This window comes from Paenibacillus sp. DCT19, assembly GCF_003268635.1.
Classification (GTDB): domain Bacteria; phylum Bacillota; class Bacilli; order Paenibacillales; family Paenibacillaceae; genus Paenibacillus.
In genome coordinates this window covers 571,557-589,534 of the sequence record NZ_CP029639.1, presented here as the reverse complement: position 1 = coordinate 589,534, position 17,978 = coordinate 571,557, and the positions used below count along the sequence as shown (strand labels likewise).

Genomic DNA, 17,978 nt, shown 5'->3' with positions numbered 1-17,978 from the left:
CAATACTCCGCACTGTGCGAACACAAAATGTATGTATAAATTCAAAACCTCTATGAAAAAAACAAAAAAGCCCTGCACAAACAGGAACGATTGGATCATTCCATGTTTGTATAAGTACGTGTTCAAAAAGGATGGTTTTCGGCTTTTTGAACAACCTCTATAAGGGCTTACATAAAATATCTAGATTAGACGGGCTACACCATTACAACTTGATATTTGCTTCATCAAAGTATTCTTCGAGGGTTAATCCACTCTTCACGATGTCTTGCGCCAGTTCCTTACCTACGTAGCGAATGTGCCATGGTTCATAAACATAACCCGTCACATCCTCCTCACCTTCGGGATAACGAATCACATAACCGTATTCAGCCGCATGCTCATCCAGCCATTGACCTTCTTTCGATGATCCAAATACTTCTTCAAGCACATTGCCCACACTTGGACTGGACACATCAATGGCAAGGCCAGTCTGATGCTCGCTTCGACCTGGCACGGCACTTACACGCGAAGCATATGCTTCACCTTTGGTTTTGACATTATTGTTGTAGATCGATACTTGGCGTTGATACGAACGATAGCCAGACACGGCGCGAAGTTCAATACCGTCCGCTTTGGCACCTGCAAACAGCTCCTCCAATGCCCCCGCAGCTTCCTTACGCATGTGCCGCTTCTCGTGTGGCTCGTCAAAAGAAAACTTCACATTCGGTTCAACGAGGTCACTCGGCTCATAACCTTCTGGCAAGCTACGCTGTTTGTTGACAATCACAGTCATCGCCTCCGCATTGGTCACGACCGATTGACTATCAATTGTATTTTGCAATGCACTGACACTACGCTCTTGCATCACAGGATCATCCGCTGTCGCTTCATTGCCATCGGCCGAGGAACCTTGGTTCTCCCCTTCTGACGCTGCATCTGAACCGCTATCTGTGTTATCACTGCTGTCTGTAGCTGGGGTATCCTGCCCCTCATTAGGAGTGCTACCATCTGTTCCCGTATCATCTGTAAAATGAATGGTTGTGCCATCCGATTCCTGCTGTGTGTTGCCTGCTGTGCTCGGATTCTGGCTCTCATTCGCACTCGAACCGTCCTGACAAGCTGATAGCAACATGCCGCATAATATAAATGAGGACAGCATCACAGTGATGCTCCGTTGTCTGCCTGTACGTGATTTCATGTAAAAACTCCTATCGCCATCCAAATTATAGTGCGTGTTCAAAGTAATCAAAAGCGGATTTTTTGAACAACCTCATATATTGCAAACTGTTAAGTTTAGGGGAATCTGCAGCAAAGCATTCTTCCCCTGCGACAGTATACCTTATATGCGGGCGAAGCTCCACCGCCAAAGACTCCCTTCACCCGAACTCATTATTACCCCAGATGGGATGATCTGCATATTAGACTGTTTTTCAGCCTTTTATAGCCCAATCCCAGTTGTTGTCGTTCCAAGTAGCCCAATGGAAATCCCCTCCAAATGTCAAACAAATACCTAGGGGATGACCATGACAAATAAGCAGGGATGATCTATGATCTCCCCGCTTAACGCCTTGCATCACTTGGTCGTCTTGCTGTCCTTGTTCTTCTTCTGGACAGCCTGCCAGATCCGCGCTGCCACACGCTCGCGGATCAGCGTAAGCCCCGCAACGGCCGGCACACCTGGCAGCAGCGCCGTTAGCTCCGGCGTTGCCGGCGGCTTGCCCGGCTGCGCCAGCTGCACCTGCACGGCGCCGAAGCCCGGCCCCGGCTGGTGCATGGCGCCTTCGGCGGCAGCCTCGGCGATCCACTCGCCGACGGCAGCGCCGCCTTCGCCGCCCCGCGCCTGCGGGCGGCCAGCCGTCTCGGCTGCGCGGCCAGAGCCGCCGGGTTCATGGGCGAGTTCCTCCGCCCATGAACCGAGCACGCCAGCGAGCAGCGCTTCGCGCGGCAAGCCGGCATGCGCAAGCTGCAGCAGCGGCTCGGCCGCGTAGCGCGCGGCTGCGGCCTGCACGGCGGCTGCGACATGCGCGCAGCCCGGGCTGCCGCAGCTGCACGTGGCGGCAGCGCCGAGCGTGGCCTGCGCGGCAGGCTCCGCAGCCAGCGTGAACTCCGCTGCGGCAGGCAACAGCGCTGCAAGCTCCGCTGGAACCGGAGCTTGGGCTTTAGCCGCGCCGCTGCGCAGCAGTGCATACAGCGCGAGTGGACGTTCGCGCAGCTCCGCAAGAATCGCCTCACGCGCTGCTTCGCCAAGCTGTGGCAGCGTGCAGGTTACGGTAAACATACCTTCACCTGCGGCAGCGGGTTTTACACCCTTCTCAGTTGCAACAGATGCAGCGCTTCCTGCATCTATTGCATCCGAATCTAGCGCAGCCTTTTTCGGCTTCGAAGTCGTTGATGCATGAACCTCTTCCTTCACTTCTGCTGTCCATCCAGCGGGGGACATATGCAGCTCGACATTCCATTTTTCGCTCACAACAATCCCCCTTTACTTATTCCTATAACCAAGTCTCGCCTTGAAGCGAGATCAGTCCACGCAGCTCATCGTCTGACATTTCAGTTAACCAGTTCTCACCGGAACCTACGACCTGCTCGGAGAGTGCCTTCTTACTTTCGATCAGCTCATCAATCCGTTCTTCTAACGTCCCCTGACAGATCAGCTTATGCACTTGTACGTTGCGATTTTGTCCGATACGGAACACCCGATCCGTAGCCTGGTTCTCCACCGCAGGGTTCCACCAGCGATCATAATGAATGACATGACTTGCACGCGTCAAATTCAGACCTACACCGCCCGCACGAAGAGATAATACAAATAACGAAGGCCCTTCCCCTTTTTGGAATGTCTCGACCATTTCGTCCCGTTGCATTTTGGATACACCACCATGCAGGAAATACGGTTCTTCTTCATAGCGCTGTGTTAATCGCGATACTAACAATTCTCCCATAGCCACATACTGCGTGAAGATCAATGCAGACTCTCCATTGTCTCGAATCGCGTCTACAAGCTCCAGTAGGCGTTCCATCTTGCCAGATGCCTCCACCTTGGCATTCTCTTTGCGATTACTGTCCGCTAGCACCGGATGGTCACAGATCTGCTTCAGTTTAGTCAGTGATGACAGCACAATCCCTTTGCGGGCAATGCCATTTCTGCCATCCAATCCCCCATCAGATCATCCACAACACGTTGATACAGCACCGTCTGCTCTGGTGTCAGGGAACAGTACGATTTCAGTTCCAGCTTCTCTGGCAGATCCTTTCGGATGTCTGGATCACTTTTGAGCCTGCGCAGCATGAATGGAGATACGAGTCGGTGAAGCTCCCGCAAAGAAGCGCCATTCTCCTCCGAGGTTCCGGTACCAGTATAGCGCTGGCGGAACGACGAAGCCGTGCCCAAGTACCCTGGATTCAAGAATTGGAAAATGGACCACAGCTCGCTGAGCCGATTCTCTACCGGCGTACCCGTCATTGCAATCCGATGGGGAGCAGACAGACGCATCACGCTCTGTGCCTGTTTTGTACGATAATTTTTAATATACTGCGCTTCATCAAGCACCACAGTGGACCATTGCAGTGAAGCGAGATCAGGCCCATCCCGTCCAGCTAGATGGTATGTCGTTAACACAATATCATGCGCCTGTGCTTCTGCCTGGAATGCAGCACCGTGCAGTCGCTGTCCTCCATGATGAATATAGAGGGTTAGGTCAGGAGCGAACCGTTTCAGTTCCCGTTGCCAGTTTCCCAGAAGGGAGGTTGGACACACAATCAATGCAGGCAGATGAATTCCCTGCGAATACGCAGCGGCATTCCATTCCGATGTGCCATCTGCTCGTGTCTCCAATGTCTCCCCATCATTCTCTTCCGCTTCCTGCGCGGCGATCTGTTGCTCCTCGTGCTTCAGGTCGAGCAGACAGGTTATCACCTGAATGGTCTTACCGAGACCCATATCGTCCGCCAGACATACACCGAACCCTAGCTCTCGCATAGCCGATAACCACTGATATCCCCGTTCCTGATACGGACGAAGCTCGCCATGCAGCTCTCCTGGCACTTGGCGCGGTTCTATACTGCGTAGCACCTGTCCATCCAGTAAGAAGGATAGTAGACCTTCCGATTCTGCGCCAAAGACCGATAGACCTTTCCAAGCGGCATCTTCCCCTTCTTCTGCGGCTAAATGCAGCCATTCCGATAGAGGCATGTATTGTTCTTCTTCTTTTTTCATATAACGGAGAACTTGGCGAATTTCCTTCGTATCCACTTCAATCCACTCACCGCGGAACATGACATACGGAACCGTCGCTTCGGCCAGTGCAGCCAGCTCCTCCGGTGTCACAGGTTTACCGTCGATCATCGGTTCAGCCTTAAACGCCACAAGCTGTTCCATACCCAGTGCAGATGGAGCGCTCGGCGTCTGTTCAGTGTTACGATTCAGCATCTGCAAGCGTAGTCCAGCACGACGCTTGCCAGCTCGACTCCAGCGAGAAGGCATGAGCACCGTCGTTCCAGACTTCTGTAAACGAGGTACGGCATGTGTTAAAAATTCGAAGAAGGCTTGCTGTGAAAGTTGGATTCCTTCAGGACGCGGCTCAAGCAATGCTGTCTCCAGCTCTGGAGCCAGCTCCGTTGCGTACCCTAGCGCCATCAGCAGCTGTTCTGCAATAGAGGCATAATGAACCTTGCCCCGGTCTAGATCACGCTCTGGATGAGCCCAGATTGTACGAGCGGGCAGTCTCAGCCCTGGCTCCTGTACACTGTCCACCCAGAACGTAATGCCCCATAATGTTTCCAGCTCTCCAAGGGGCGGCTCAAGCCGTAATACAAGTTTAATTTCACCTTCTGTAGGAGCAATCTCTTCCGTTCTCATCAAGGGCATAGATGTGCCCCCTGCTTCCTGAATGATCTCCATGAATTCAGTCAGTTCCTCCGTCGCCCCCTGAACGGTGACAGGACGGAACATCGATATTAAACTGTTCCACCACAGCTCTGATACCGGAGAAGATCCACGCCGGAACTGAGTTCGATACCGTGACATGTCACTATCCATGCTCTCCAGTTCACCTGTGACAACAGCATGAACCATACCACTCATAAATGAAAATAATACAGCCGCGCCTGCCTCTTCTCGTGATTCCGGTTCCGAAGACGCGTATGCCCCCGGCGCAGATAGACCAATTGGCGGCATAGCCTCAGCTAATTCACGGAATCGCTCTACGTCCGCCTCATGTAATAAGCGTGGGCGCCATACTCCCGTTAACGTTTCTTGACCCGTACGCCGACGCGCTCCCGTCTTCGCAGCAAATTCAGCCGCTGGCGCAATCTCTCCACGCAGCAACAATTCTTGTGTAAACTCGGCTGCCTTTACCCAATATTTAATCTCTTCTCCAGCTTGAATGCCCGCCGCATTCAGTATGCTGTCGTCCCAATGAAGCAGCAGCTTAAATGTATCTTTGGGCGACATCGCCAGTCCCTCGAGCGTCCTTCCAAGTAATTGCCGACGCTTTGTTCCCTTAGCTTCAGCAGCATTACGCATCGGATTCGGCCAGCGCAACTCCGCAAGGCGCAGAGCGGCAGGCTGAAATAAACGACCCCCGTCGCCAAAATTTAGCCGTCTTACCACGTGACTCCATGCATCTACACGTGGTTCCGATGTTTCACCGGAAAAACAAAAAAACACGTCACCAAGCCATACACCATACAGCGATTGCATCATTACAGTCTCCCGTCATCCCTTCGCATTGTTACTCTCCATCATATACGAAAACGAGTCGATTTAAAAACCTTTACCCATAAAAATTGCTTATTTTCATGGTTTAGCATGCAAAAAATGCCCCTCATTCCCCGAAAGGGGTTAAGGAGCATTTAGGGAAATTTATAATATAGCCTTGGAAAAATTACGAGTGAGTCAAGCTGCCCAGCAACACTTCAAGGTTCAAAATGCCCGCCGTATGGTCTTCACCGTATCCAATTTCATTGAAGATTCCACTCATGAAGCTTTTGTGCTCTTCCGCAGGCTTTTCAAATCGCTCGTATGTTACAACGGAATCCACCGTATCCACAATAAGAGGGACAAACCCGTCTTTGTACGGTACAACAATAATACGTGTGGAAGAAGTGTCCTCCTGATCCGGCATACCCAACAACACACGTAAACTCACAACAGAGACAACTTTACCGTATAGCGAAGTGAATCCTCTAATTTCCGGACTTCCAAAAGGAACTGTTGTAACCGGCACCATTCTAATGATCTCCTGAACTTCATCAATCCGAAGTGCAAAGAACTGTTCTCCTACCGAGAAATTAATATATTGAATGTTCTCATCCATAGATCCCTCAGACCCTTCTCATTTCCATTTTTAGAAACTTACATCATCACGCTTCATCTGCACATAAATAAATTAATTTCACTTGGCTTCGTGACTCGGCATAACTAGGGCGTGTCTGAAAACTCCGAAGGACGCAGATTTTGACGAATTTTCGTTCCAAGCAAGAAAGTTTTCCGCAGGCGTGCCGGGGCACGTCAAGGGAAAGTGACGCAGCAGGGGGCGAAAAGACGGTAAAAGATGCACTTCAGCGAGTTTTGAGACACGCCCTAATCTTCATTCATATTATATCGGTCTAGGTCGGGTGAAATTTTACCCTGAGATATGAATCTGAGATTCTAGCTTTTGCCCCGAAATCCTCTCCTCCCCTTCGAACAGAGAGAACAAAACCACGCTGATGTATTCGATAGCCTTCATGGTTCATATTACCTATTCCACATCTGTAACATTACAGCAAAACATTGACGATATACATAGTATATTTAAACATTCGTTCAAGGACTAAAGTCCCAGGGTGTTATTTCAGAAACGAGGTAAGCATTATGACACTAAAAACCAAAGTGATTTTCATCGTCACCGCCATCTGTATCCTGCTAGCAGCACCGATCGGATACCTCTCTCTCTACGTGATAGAGAAGCAGGCTACAGAATCGGTAGATAATGAGCTACAAAGCACCGTTCAAACAGCAGTAACCGAGGTCAGCGGCTGGGCAATGGCGCAAGCCAAAGTTATTGAAACCGTCGGAAAGGTCATCAATGACACCGTTCCTCTTCAAGAAATTAGCATGGAACACCTTCAGGCATTCCAATTGCCAAGTAATAAGGAAGATATCGCTACGATTTATTTCGGGCTAGAGGATGGCACATATCTGGATGGCGCAGGTTTTCAGCCTGACGCATCCTTTGATGCACGTCAGCGTCCGTGGTACCTTGCTATCAAGGCCTCTAATCAGCTTACTTTCAGTGATGCTTATGTAACCCAAGCGGGTGTACAGTCTATTTTTATCGGGGTACCTCTACATGACGAGAACGGAAACTTTCAAGGAGCCATTTCAGAAAATATCTCTTTGGATTCAATCAAAGATGAGATTAGCTCGATTAAAACAGAACATGGCTTCACCTTTTTGCTAGACCGAACTGGTGTAGTACTCTCTCACCCTAATCAAGAACTGCTTAATACGCCGCTTGCCGAACAGAGTGACTATACCGAAATCGTAGGTAAAATGCTTGCAGAGCCAAGTGGATTGTCAGAGTATACATACAACAATGATCGCCAGCTTATCTATTACGAGAAAATTCCGAACACCAATTGGATTGCAGCTACATCCATCTCCAAGGCATCTGCTTTAGCTGAATTTACGAATACGAGACAACTGTTTATTGCATTTATCGTAATCTTCACTCTGATTTTGGCTGCTCTTGCTTATTTCTTAGCCCTAAAAACGATTAAGCCTTTGATTGCTATGAAAAATAGTGCACAACAATTGGCTGCAGGTGACCTCACCGTGCAGGTTTCCGTTAAAGGCAAAGATGAGATTGCTCAGCTCGGAACCTCTTTCAATGAGATGTCATCTTCACTTCGCAGTCTGATTCAACAGGTCGATCAATCTGCACAACAAGTGCAATCTTCCTCTCAGACCATGCTTAAGGATGCATCGGGTAGTAATGAAATTGCGGGACAGATCTCAACCGTCATTGATGAAATTGCCAAAGGTGCAGGCGAACAAGCCGAATCCATTCAAGCTGGAGCTGAGATGGTATCAGGCATCAATAAAGTAATTGATCAAATTACAGACGAAGCACGCCAAGCATCCGAAACCATTTTAGACGTAAATCATGCCATGGAGAGCGGAAACGATGCGATTGCAAGGCAGAATGATCTCTCTCAAGCAGGACATGAATCAACCAATCGAGTGGAAACGTCCAATCAATTGTTATTAAGTAAGCTTAGTGAAATCTCAGTCATTACGAATAGTATTCAGAACATCGCAGCCCAAACCAACCTATTGGCGCTAAATGCCTCCATTGAGGCTGCACGCGCTGGAGAGCATGGCAAAGGCTTCGCTGTTGTCGCTGGTGAAGTGCGTAAGCTTGCGGAGCAATCCTCTCAGTCTGTAGCTGGAATCGATCAATTGTTGAATGATCTACATGCCGCAGGTCAACAGAGTGCGACCGAACTGGAGCAATTCCGCCTGAATAGTGCGGAGCAATCCGATTCTATGGCAGATACCTCAGCATCCTTTGAGCGTATACGCCAATCTATCGATGAAATTATTCACAAAATCAACTCCATAACGACAGGTATGAACGAGATCAAATCAGGTGCCGCTCAAGTGTCTGACGTCATGACAGGGCTGGCAGCCGTTGCCGAGGAAAGTGCCGCCTCTACCGAGGAAGCTGCTTCTTCCACAACGGAACAATCCCAATCCATTGGCAACATATCCGTTGCTGCCAAAGCATTGTCTGACCATGCGGATCAGTTACTACGTGAGGTTAGCCGTTTTAATACAGAATCTAAATAAATTTGTATCTTATCTCCGTTCCGCAAATGGAAGAAACCTCTGTCAACAGTGGCTTCCACTTGTCGAACGGAGGTTTTTGTTATTTCTTCATTTGAATACTTATTCATCTGTGGATATCTGAACGTAATGGATTGAAAAGACGAAAATTCGGCTGTAATATATTGTCTTTCAACAGATTGTGGATATTTTGTGCATAAGTTACCCACAGACTGTGTATAGTTACCCACAATTCTGTGGGTAACTTATAGTATGTTGTGCATATGTTGTGTATTTGTAGGATAAACTATCGTAGGATTTTACACTGCCTTTGGAAGGGGTGCGGATTGTGGATAGCTTGTGTATACGATTCCATATGGTTCAGGCATATATCTACAAGTTCTGTTCCACTTGCCAATCAGCAAGCAGCCTTGCCGTTTCTTGTGGATGAAACATCGGAAACTGGTGTCCATAAGGAAGTTCTGCACACTTTAAGGAAGTTGGAAGCCCCTGCGGGCGCATATATCCGATGTCTGTCCTGCCCCACACCAATAGTGTTCTTGCCGCTTCATCAAAGGTTGGCACGACAGCTCGATCAGGACGCTGAATCCAGAGAAGAAGATCGGCATTGGCTCCAGCAATCCGAGGAGATCGCAAGCTAGTAGAGACTCTATCGGCATAAGCTAGAATTGCCTTTTCGTCTATTATTGTGGAATCAGCACGTTTGAATTGCTTTACCAGGCGCCTTGAGCTCATTCGGGAAAGTTGCTTTTGCAGCATTCGTCTAGGAAGCTTAGACGCCAACCATTGAACTTGATCCTCAGAAGCTGTCCACACCGGTTGTAGCACAGCCAGTTGAACATCCGATCGTTTACATTCTCGCAGGACTGCTCCAGCTATAGTGGCTCCAATAGAGTGCCCCACTAGTTTGAATGAACCAGTTATCTCATTTACCGCCCCTACAACCGCCTTCACCTGACCGTTAAAGCCCACCTCACCTTGCTGTGCTCCCAAAGCTGGAGAACGGCCAAATCCTGCAAGATCCACGAGCCAGATTGGATTCCCTGTTAAACGTTGTAACGCCTGCCCCAGAGGTAACATTTCATCTGCACTGCTCATTAATCCATGGACGATTACCCACGGCTCACCTTGACCTTCGTGGACAAGCACCGCTAGATCGCCTTTTCGTGCCCTCATCCAACCCTTAGGTAAAGCCTTTCCTGCGACGACTGGGCTTGTCAAACGATAGTCTAGATCAGCAATGACATGTGGTAGTAGCGGAACGACATTAGGTATACTTTGCCCCATGCGCAGAAATAACTGCTCCGTCTGTTCCACGTCAAAACGCTGCTTCGTAATAAACGAGATAGATTCTGGCGGGATACCACTAATTCGTTCTCCACCAGCCTTCATCGCTGCATGAATGATTGGAAGAGGAGCCGACCACCGGGGTGAAGGTACATCCAATGTCGTCGCCATAAGTTGAATGAGTTCCTTCATATTAGGACTGTCTTCCTTTGGAAGTAATACGGGGTATGTACCTCCGCTCGGCTCTACTTCTCTGGATAGATAAACAATCGTCTGTGCAACCACATCATTAGATATGAGCGGCAACCAGTGAGATGCTCCCCCAGGAATGATTGGCATTCTTCCCTTGCTCATCGCTTGTACAAGCATGCCGATACCACCCGTTTGTTCTGTTTCCCCGTTGGATACGCACCCACAACTGTACTTGGATTCACAACGGATAGAGGATAGGCACACCGCTCCGCGTGCTTACGAATATACGCGTCTGCTTCGAATTTCATATGTTCATAGGCGCTCTCGGTATGCAACATTTTACGGCTCGCTGTACGCAAATCACCTGGATTATGGGCAGTTCCTCCAGTAGAACCCTCACCAATAGAACCCTCTACTTCTGTAGCATTTTTCCCATAAGGACTCATAAAACCAACAACGTGGATCAAATGTCTGAGTCCGCGTGCACGATGAATCTGCTCAGCAAGTGCTGCTATCTCCTTAGCCCCATTCATAAAAATGCCCTCCGCTAACGTTCGTTCCAGTGTCACATCCATCGTTCCGCCCGCATGAATGATGACATCTGCTCCAAGTGCTAGCTTATAATCTTCTGTACTAAGCCCAAGTCCCGAAACGGACAGATCGCCTTGAACAAACGTTATTCGGCTAAAGTCCGTTATTCCATATGCTTGTAGTGTCGCTTGGGCTTTTAATTTGGATCTTACAAGCAGGATCAGATCCGAATTTTCACCCATGAGTTGTTTGACTGCCTCCTTACCGATGAACCCAGTGCTGCCTGTAAGTAGGATGGTCGTTGCTTCATGATCGTTCTTGCTCATTTCTGTTGTGTATGTATGATACTCCATTATCGTTATTCCGCCTCTCATTTAGTACTATATAGTACTAATTATATTCAAAAAAAGAGCTTCGTTTAACGAAGCATCTGACAAAACGTCCGTACGGAATGCTCTATCACCGATGTGTCCCGAGCGGTCTCCGCAAGAACTAGCGAGCCCTCTAGTGCTGCAATAAATAGCGCGGATGCGGATTGCGGTTCAATTTCCTTGCGGAATTCGCCGCGATCAAGCCCTTGCTGCAGTAACTTTTCGACCATGGGCTGCATCTCACGAAAGAAGCGGGATATACTATCTTTTACCCCCGGCGCACTCGCTGGCGTCTGCATATATAGAGTAATAAAGGGGCAGCTCCCCTCATAATTACGCGCTTCAATGCCTGCGGACAGCATGGAGATAAACGAATATATTCGTTCCTCTACTCCCTTTTCATGCTGGCTAAGCAGCAGATATAGCTGTGACTCATACTGTGTGATCCAATACTGTACTACCGCTTGCAGCAGTTCCTCCTTGTTTTTGAAATGATAATAGATGTTAGATTTCGATACTCCACTTGTTCGTACAACCTCATCCATGCTGACATAGCTATAGCCCTGGCGCAAAAACAGCTCTGCGGCGACTTCCACCGCTTTTGTTCGATTCAATGGACTTGAACTCTTGGATCGGGTAGACTGTATATTCTGGGTTTTGGGTTGTTCTTCTTTCATATTTAGAACTATATAGTACTAATCAATAAAATGCAATATGGTTAACAGTAAAACGATAACATCTCGTTAGACATATCCACATCTAGTCGATTCTAGTCACAGGATATCCACATGTGGTGGATGAACTGGATAACATGTGCCTATTCGTATGAATCTTTTACTGAGATTATCCACATTCCTAAATATAATTTGATGTATTGTCTGTTCTAGATAGATATTTTTCTATTTATCTGGCAGATCACAAGAAAAAGCCAACCAGAAACAATGTTCTGGCTGGCTTTACTCGTGTTTTGTGCATTCTTTTACTTTTTTCACTTCGTTAAAGGGTGTGGATAACCTTTTTCTGTGGATAATGTCTTATTTTTAGCAAAATCGTACATGTATTGTCATGAGGATAGCTAGTTTACTTTTTCAGACTATCCCAGTTTTGCTGCAAGGCATCAAGCAAGCCTTCTTTATCTGATTTGCCTGCCACATAGGCTTGAATCGTGCTGCCATATTCTTGCGGAACACCTTCAGGGAAACGGTTGAAGTTCCAGCTTAATGTTTTGTTTTCCTGGCTGTATTTCATAATGTCTGTCGCCAGATCGCCCAGATCCTCTTCAGATGCTTCAATAGAACTGAATGCTGGGATGAATTTGAACTCTTTGGTCATGTACTGTTTACCCACATCAGAGGTTACGAGCCACTCCAGAAATTGCTTAGCTTCGTCTTTTACCTGTGAATTCTTGTTCACAACCCAGTAGTTCGGCACACCTACAAACAATTTGTCATTCGGTTCGTTCGTAATCGGCATCGGCAAGATACCCAGGTTCAGATCAGGATCAATTCCATCAATCTGTACTTGTGTCCAATTCCCTTGTTGCATCATCGCAGCTTCACCGCTAGCAAATAGAGTTACTTGAGTATTGTAGTCCGTGGTCAACGGGTTTTTGTTACTATACTTCAGCGTTAAATCGAGCAAGTTGATCCAATCTGCAAATACTTGATTACCCGGAATTTTCTCTGTTCCTTCATTAAGACCTTCGATAAATTTCACAGGATCGGTCTGGTTGGCAAACGCTACGTTCACGTTATGATTACCGAGCACCCACCATTCTTGATATCCGTTAGAAAAAGGGGTGATTCCTGCCGCTTGTAACTTCTGTGCAGCTTGATCCAATTGCTCCAGTGTCGTTGGAATTTCGGTGATACCTGCTTGAGCAAACAGATCCTTATTGTAGATGAAGCCATATCCTTCTAACGCCAGTGGTTGCCCATAGAGCTTGCCGTCTTTCATCATAGGCTCCTTCGCTACTTCCAGTGCATCCTTTGCCCAAGACTCATCGGACAGGTCTTCCAGGTATTCCAGCCAGGTATCCAGCTCACGATATCCACCTACGTTGAAAATATCCGGCTGCTCACCCGCGGCAAACTTCGCTTTCAGTGCTGCACCGTAGTCACTACCACCGCCCACGGTTTGAATATCCAATTTGACGCCAGGATGGGCTGATTCGTACTCGGCTTTGAGTCGGTTAAGCGCTTCCGCAATTTCGACTTTGAATTGAAAGATTTTAATCGTTTTGTCGCCTGTCGCGGCTTCCCCGTTCCCTTGCGGATCTGTGTTAATTGGACTACCGCTCTTGTCACCATTACCACAGCCTGCAAGCATAACGGAAAACGCAATGAGCATGAGCAGCGTAAACTTCGTCATTTTTTTCATACATACACTCTCCCTAATGTAGTTTAAATGATGTGTCCCTCGCATAGCGAGCCTTGCCTTATTCTTCCCCAGGGTTATGCCCAAGACTGGCGGGCATACCCCCTTCTACTTCCTCCGTGCGAGTTAGGAGCGGAGGGATCTGGTTGCGCTGGAGAAGCGAAGCGCTCGCCTTTGATACTCGGTGGCTTCCTTGGCAGCTATTCGTTCAGGCCACCGAGGAGCAACAGCGATCAGATGCGCACCTGATCCCGGAGCGACCATCCCTCAGACAGCCGCTTTTGACCTTCTCTTTCCGAGGGTTATGCCCAAGGATTGCGGGCATAACCCTTTCTACTTCCTCCGTGCGAGGCAGGAGCGGAGAGATCTGGATGCGCTGGAGAAGCGAAGCGCTCGCCTTTGATACTCGGTGGCTTCCTTGCGTTCAACCATTCAGACCACCGAGGAGCAACAGCGATCGGAAGCGCACCTGATCCCGGAGCGACCTCCCTCAGACAGCCACTTTTGACCTTCTCTTTCCCAGGGTTATGCCCAAGACTGGCGGGCATAACCCCTTCTACTTCCTCCGTGCGAGACAGAAGCGGAGGGATCAGGTTGCGCTGGAGAAGCGAAGCGCTCGCCTTTGATACTCGGTGGCTTCCTTGCATCCATATATTCAGGCCACCGAGGAGCAACAGCGATCGGAAGCGCACCTGATCCCGGAGCGACCTTCCCTCGCACCTACCCCTTAACTGATCCAGCAGTAATCCCTGAATAATGTATTTCTGCATCAACAGGAAGAAAATAATGATGGGCATGATGCCCAAGACTAGAGCGGGTAATGCCAGATCCCATTGCTTCGTATATTGACCGAAGAGCGCAAAGGTCGCAATCGGGATTGTACGTAGGTTCGAGCTCTGTAGAATAAGGGATGGCAACAGATAGTCATTCCAGATCCAGAGGGTGTTCAGGATAATGACAGTTACATACATCGGCTTCATGAGTGGAAATACAATGCGGAAGAATACGCCGTATGCAGAGCTTCCATCCACGCGTGCTGCCTCTTCTATCTCAAGAGGAACCGACTTAACGAACCCATGGAATAGGAATACGGACATCGGTGCGCCAAATCCGAGATAACAGATGATTAAGCCACCTAGACTGTCGATCAGTCCCAGATTACTTGTTACGGTAACCAGCGGAATCATGATAGACTGAAACGGAATTACCATCGCAGCGATAAACATCCCGAATAGGATGCGGTTAAACAGGGTGTTGCTGCGAACCATCCGGTACGCTGCCATCGAGCTGATTAGGACGAGCAGCAGATTACTCACGATGGTCACGATAAGCGAGTTCATCAGCGCAGAAGGGAAATTTATTTTCTCCCATGCGTTAGCATAGTTACTCCACTGGAACACTTCCGGCCATGCCGCTGAGTTCGTAAGCAGGTCACCAAATGTTTTGACCGAATTGACGAACAAGAAGTAGAACGGAACCAGAAACAGAATTCCAAGCAACACCATAATAATCTCAGTAGCAATGGTACTTAACCGGTAGTTACTCTTCGTTTCCATTTAAGCCTCGACCTCCTTGCTCTTCGTCAGACGTACCTGAATCATCGTGATGATGGCGACGATTACGAAGAATATAAGTGCTTTTGCTGTCCCGATTCCGTACCGATTGTTCACGAAGGCCTCATTGTAAATGTTCAAGGCTACGGACTCGGTTGAACCGAACGGTCCACCTTTGGTCAAGGACAGATTCAGATCGAACATTTTGAATGACCACGAAATGGCAAGGAACAGACAGATCGTGACACCAGGCATCACGAGCGGTAAAATAATGCTGCGCAGTACCTGCCACCGGCTAGCGCCATCAATTTCAGCCGCTTCCAGCAGGTCGGGGGATACATTGGTCAGGGATGAGATATAGATGACCATTAGATATCCTGCAGTCTGCCAGACAAATACAATGACAATACCCCAGAAGGCGGTCGGCTCATCTCCCAACCAGGGAAGGTTGAAGAAGGACCAGCCAGTCACGTCGCCAACTGCTGAAAACCCTTTCACAAATATGAATTGCCAGATAAAGCCGAGTAACAACCCACCGATCACGTTAGGCATGAAGAAGATGGTGCGAAGGATGTTTCTCGTCTTAAGTGGTTTGGTCAGGAAGTACGCTAGGAAAAAACCAATCACATTGGTCAGAATGACACCGACCACCGTAAAGCGCACTGTGAACCAGAACGCAGTTTGGAACTTCGGATCATTCGCAAAGATATGCACGAAATTGTCAAACCCAACCCAATTAATGCTTGTGGATACCCCATTCCAGTCCGTAAAGGAATAGTACATTCCCAGCAGGAAAGGAACTACGATGATGAGAATAAAAAAGACGATGGAGGGACCCACGAACACAAGCTGCTGTAACAGCTGGGATGAATGCCGATGCTTCATATCGTTCTCCCCTTCTAATGGATGAAATTGGTCTCTTCGTCTATTAAACCCCAATGAAGTTCAAGGAAACACCGATGCTTGTGAACAGTTGGGGGGAAAATATTGTCCTTTCCTAACATGCAACCAGAAGGGGTGCAACGATGAAAAAATACTATAGTATCCGTACCAAACTGATCGCTTTTATGCTGATTGCTACGACTTTACCTCTGCTCGCGTCCATCAGCATGACATTTATTCAGACCAAGACAGCCTTGCGGGAGCAGGCCGTTGGCGAGAACAAACGCCTGATCTATCAGGCATCGACTAACCTGAATAACTACATCGATAATGTAGCAAGGGCTTCGCTCGCGGTATATAACGATCCCCATTTTCTACGCAATTTAGCTAAGATCCCTGGGGATTATCGCGCTGTAGCAGAGGTATATACCACGCTACAGACGATTCGTTCGGCTGTTCCGGATGTATTCCAGCTCTACTTGCACTCCTTTGTAGCGAATCAGTCTACACTCATCACGAACCCTTTCCCGAAACGGGAAGAACGTAAACAAGCATATTCCGATTCACTTCATGGACAGTCAAATGCAAACCGTCAGGATATATGGATTGAATCGGCTCACGCCAGCCACACATTTGGATTCAAACCAGCCTCTGCGGATGACCCTTCAAGAACAGTGATTACGCTACATCGCGTTATTATGGATATTCCTTCAACCGAACGTCTGGGCGTCCTGTCGATTGATCTAAATATGGACAGCATTGCGGCGATCAGTAGCCGGTTATATGACCCAGCGAAGGAACAGGTTTATATCGTGGATCGCAATAATCAGATCATCTATCAAGGACATTCACAGGTTAGCGATAGCCTTGTATTGAACAAGCAGGTTGCCGCCGAATTACATGATATTCGTGCGGGGAAGGTACATTTTCAGAAGAGCTCAGGTCATTTCGAGCAGGAGCATTCCATGTATGTCTATCAACAATTAGGCAGTTCATTTGCAGACTGGACCATCATTAAACAGATCCCGAATGAAACGTTATACGCACGAGCGAACACGCTAACGTGGAACAACGCTCTGATCGCCATCGCCGCACTAGTCATGGTCATTGTGGCTACACTGTTTATCTCCATTCGAATTACAGGTCCGCTCAAACAATTGATGCGTTATATGAATCAGATTCAGGCAGGCCGGCTACATGTGGATATCCGCTTAACAAGTCGGGACGAGATCGGCGTTCTTGCGCGTCATTTTCGAGATATGATGGATACGGTGAATAACTTGATCTTGAGAGAGTATCGACTTGAACTTGCCAATAAAACGAATCAGCTCAGAGCCTTACAAGCTCAGATTCATCCACATTTTCTATACAATACGCTTCAATCCATCGGTACACTTGCCCTGCAACAGCAAGGACAACGAGCTTATGCACTGCTCTCTTCCTTATCGAAAATGTTGCGCTACAGTATGCGAGATCAGACTTGTGTAACTTTGCGGGAAGAAGCCGAGCATGCGCGATTATATCTGGAGCTGCAGCAGGAGCGTTTTGGTGAACGCCTAGAGGTGAATTTGGATTTTGCCGAGGATACATTATCTGTGGAGATGCCACGCATGACGCTTCAGCCGCTCATTGAAAATTATTTCAAACATGGAGCCGATGTTCAGCCTGGCAAGGGATATATCAGCATCCATAGTCACCTGACAACCGACCATTGGGTTGAAATTCATCTGGAGAACAACGGCCCGTCGATTCCAGAGGAGAAACTTATGGAGATCCGGGAATGGTTCCGCGAGGAATTAAGTACATCGGAGATCGTGGGAAAAGAGACAGACGAAAACGAGTCTATTGGGCTGCGTAACGTCGGTCAAAGACTGCGGCTCAACTCCTCTACAGAACACCCGGCAATCATAGATATCAGTAATAAGGAGCCACATGGCGTGCAGATCATCGTTAAAATTTACGCGGGAGAGTGAG

At 48.2% G+C, this 17,978-nt stretch carries 11 protein-coding genes and 2 pseudogenes; 3 read left to right on the top strand and 10 right to left on the bottom strand.

All coding sequences use genetic code 11. From position 1 onward, the window contains the following. Nucleotides 1-202 precede the first annotated feature (202 nt). Together DMB88_RS02690 and DMB88_RS02685 are read right to left on the bottom strand one after the other, a co-directional pair. Nucleotides 203-1,177 carry a M15 family metallopeptidase gene (locus tag DMB88_RS02690; protein WP_128100101.1) on the bottom strand — a complete coding sequence of 325 codons (975 nt, stop codon included), beginning with the start codon at nucleotides 1,175-1,177 and terminating at the stop codon, nucleotides 203-205. 375 nt (nucleotides 1,178-1,552) lie between these two features. After that, a complete protein-coding gene (locus tag DMB88_RS02685; RefSeq protein ID WP_128100100.1) occupies nucleotides 1,553-2,101 on the bottom strand; it encodes a hypothetical protein in 549 nt (182 codons plus the stop codon). Between DMB88_RS02685 and DMB88_RS02680 the strand changes: the two genes are divergently transcribed. Next, on the top strand, nucleotides 2,079-2,378 hold the full coding sequence (locus DMB88_RS02680; protein WP_128100099.1) for a hypothetical protein: 300 nt from the start codon (nucleotides 2,079-2,081) through the stop codon (nucleotides 2,376-2,378). The two genes, DMB88_RS02685 and DMB88_RS02680, sit on opposite strands and share 23 nt — an antisense overlap. Nucleotides 2,379-2,471: 93 nt before the next feature. On the opposite strand, the pseudogene DMB88_RS02675 reads toward DMB88_RS02680, so the two are convergent. Further along, nucleotides 2,472-5,683, bottom strand: a pseudogene (locus DMB88_RS02675) (DEAD/DEAH box helicase). Between the two features lie 181 nt (nucleotides 5,684-5,864). Then, nucleotides 5,865-6,296, bottom strand: coding sequence for a chemotaxis protein CheW (locus DMB88_RS02670; RefSeq protein ID WP_128100098.1), 432 nt, complete (start codon nucleotides 6,294-6,296; stop codon nucleotides 5,865-5,867). A gap of 539 nt (nucleotides 6,297-6,835) precedes the next feature. Here DMB88_RS02670 and DMB88_RS02665 point away from each other — a divergent pair. Next, the gene (locus DMB88_RS02665; protein ID WP_128100097.1) at nucleotides 6,836-8,815 is read left to right on the top strand and encodes a methyl-accepting chemotaxis protein; all 1,980 of its coding nucleotides are present in this window, start codon (nucleotides 6,836-6,838) and stop codon (nucleotides 8,813-8,815) included. A gap of 369 nt (nucleotides 8,816-9,184) precedes the next feature. Here the strand turns inward: DMB88_RS02665 and DMB88_RS02660 are convergent, their stop codons facing one another. The 6 genes and pseudogenes from DMB88_RS02660 to DMB88_RS02635 form a co-directional block, all read right to left on the bottom strand. Beyond that, nucleotides 9,185-10,468: an alpha/beta fold hydrolase gene (locus DMB88_RS02660; RefSeq protein WP_128100096.1), complete on the bottom strand. Its 1,284-nt coding sequence runs from the start codon at nucleotides 10,466-10,468 to the stop codon at nucleotides 9,185-9,187. Continuing rightward, nucleotides 10,450-11,175, bottom strand: a complete 726-nt coding sequence (locus DMB88_RS02655) for an SDR family oxidoreductase (protein WP_164848588.1) — start codon at nucleotides 11,173-11,175, stop codon at nucleotides 10,450-10,452. Before DMB88_RS02655 ends, DMB88_RS02660 begins: the two co-directional genes overlap by 19 nt. Before the next feature lie 65 nt (nucleotides 11,176-11,240). Next, nucleotides 11,241-11,807, bottom strand: a complete 567-nt coding sequence (locus tag DMB88_RS02650) for a TetR/AcrR family transcriptional regulator (protein ID WP_128100094.1) — start codon at nucleotides 11,805-11,807, stop codon at nucleotides 11,241-11,243. A gap of 466 nt (nucleotides 11,808-12,273) precedes the next feature. Further along, entirely contained in the window at nucleotides 12,274-13,572 is a 1,299-nt protein-coding gene (locus DMB88_RS02645) for an ABC transporter substrate-binding protein (RefSeq protein WP_128100093.1), read from the bottom strand. 740 nt (nucleotides 13,573-14,312) lie between these two features. Continuing rightward, nucleotides 14,313-15,125: pseudogene (locus tag DMB88_RS02640) on the bottom strand (carbohydrate ABC transporter permease); the annotation flags it as partial. After that, nucleotides 15,126-16,007, bottom strand: coding sequence for a carbohydrate ABC transporter permease (locus DMB88_RS02635; protein ID WP_128100092.1), 882 nt, complete (start codon nucleotides 16,005-16,007; stop codon nucleotides 15,126-15,128). A gap of 140 nt (nucleotides 16,008-16,147) precedes the next feature. Between DMB88_RS02635 and DMB88_RS02630 the strand changes: the two genes are divergently transcribed. Beyond that, nucleotides 16,148-17,977 (top strand): cache domain-containing sensor histidine kinase, encoded by a 1,830-nt coding sequence (locus tag DMB88_RS02630; protein ID WP_128100091.1) that lies wholly within the window; start codon nucleotides 16,148-16,150, stop codon nucleotides 17,975-17,977. The last annotated feature ends 1 nt before the right edge of the window (nucleotide 17,978 follow it).

Coding starts and splice junctions, on each gene's coding strand:
- DMB88_RS02665 (WP_128100097.1), top strand. CDS start 6,836: ATGACACTAAAAACCAAAGTGATTTTCATCGTCACCGCCATCTGTATC.
- DMB88_RS02645 (WP_128100093.1), bottom strand. CDS start 13,572: ATGAAAAAAATGACGAAGTTTACGCTGCTCATGCTCATTGCGTTTTCC.
- DMB88_RS02655 (WP_164848588.1), bottom strand. CDS start 11,175: ATGGAGTATCATACATACACAACAGAAATGAGCAAGAACGATCATGAA.
- DMB88_RS02660 (WP_128100096.1), bottom strand. CDS start 10,468: ATGCTTGTACAAGCGATGAGCAAGGGAAGAATGCCAATCATTCCTGGG.
- DMB88_RS02630 (WP_128100091.1), top strand. CDS start 16,148: ATGAAAAAATACTATAGTATCCGTACCAAACTGATCGCTTTTATGCTG.
- DMB88_RS02690 (WP_128100101.1), bottom strand. CDS start 1,177: ATGAAATCACGTACAGGCAGACAACGGAGCATCACTGTGATGCTGTCC.
- DMB88_RS02635 (WP_128100092.1), bottom strand. CDS start 16,007: ATGAAGCATCGGCATTCATCCCAGCTGTTACAGCAGCTTGTGTTCGTG.
- DMB88_RS02670 (WP_128100098.1), bottom strand. CDS start 6,296: ATGGATGAGAACATTCAATATATTAATTTCTCGGTAGGAGAACAGTTC.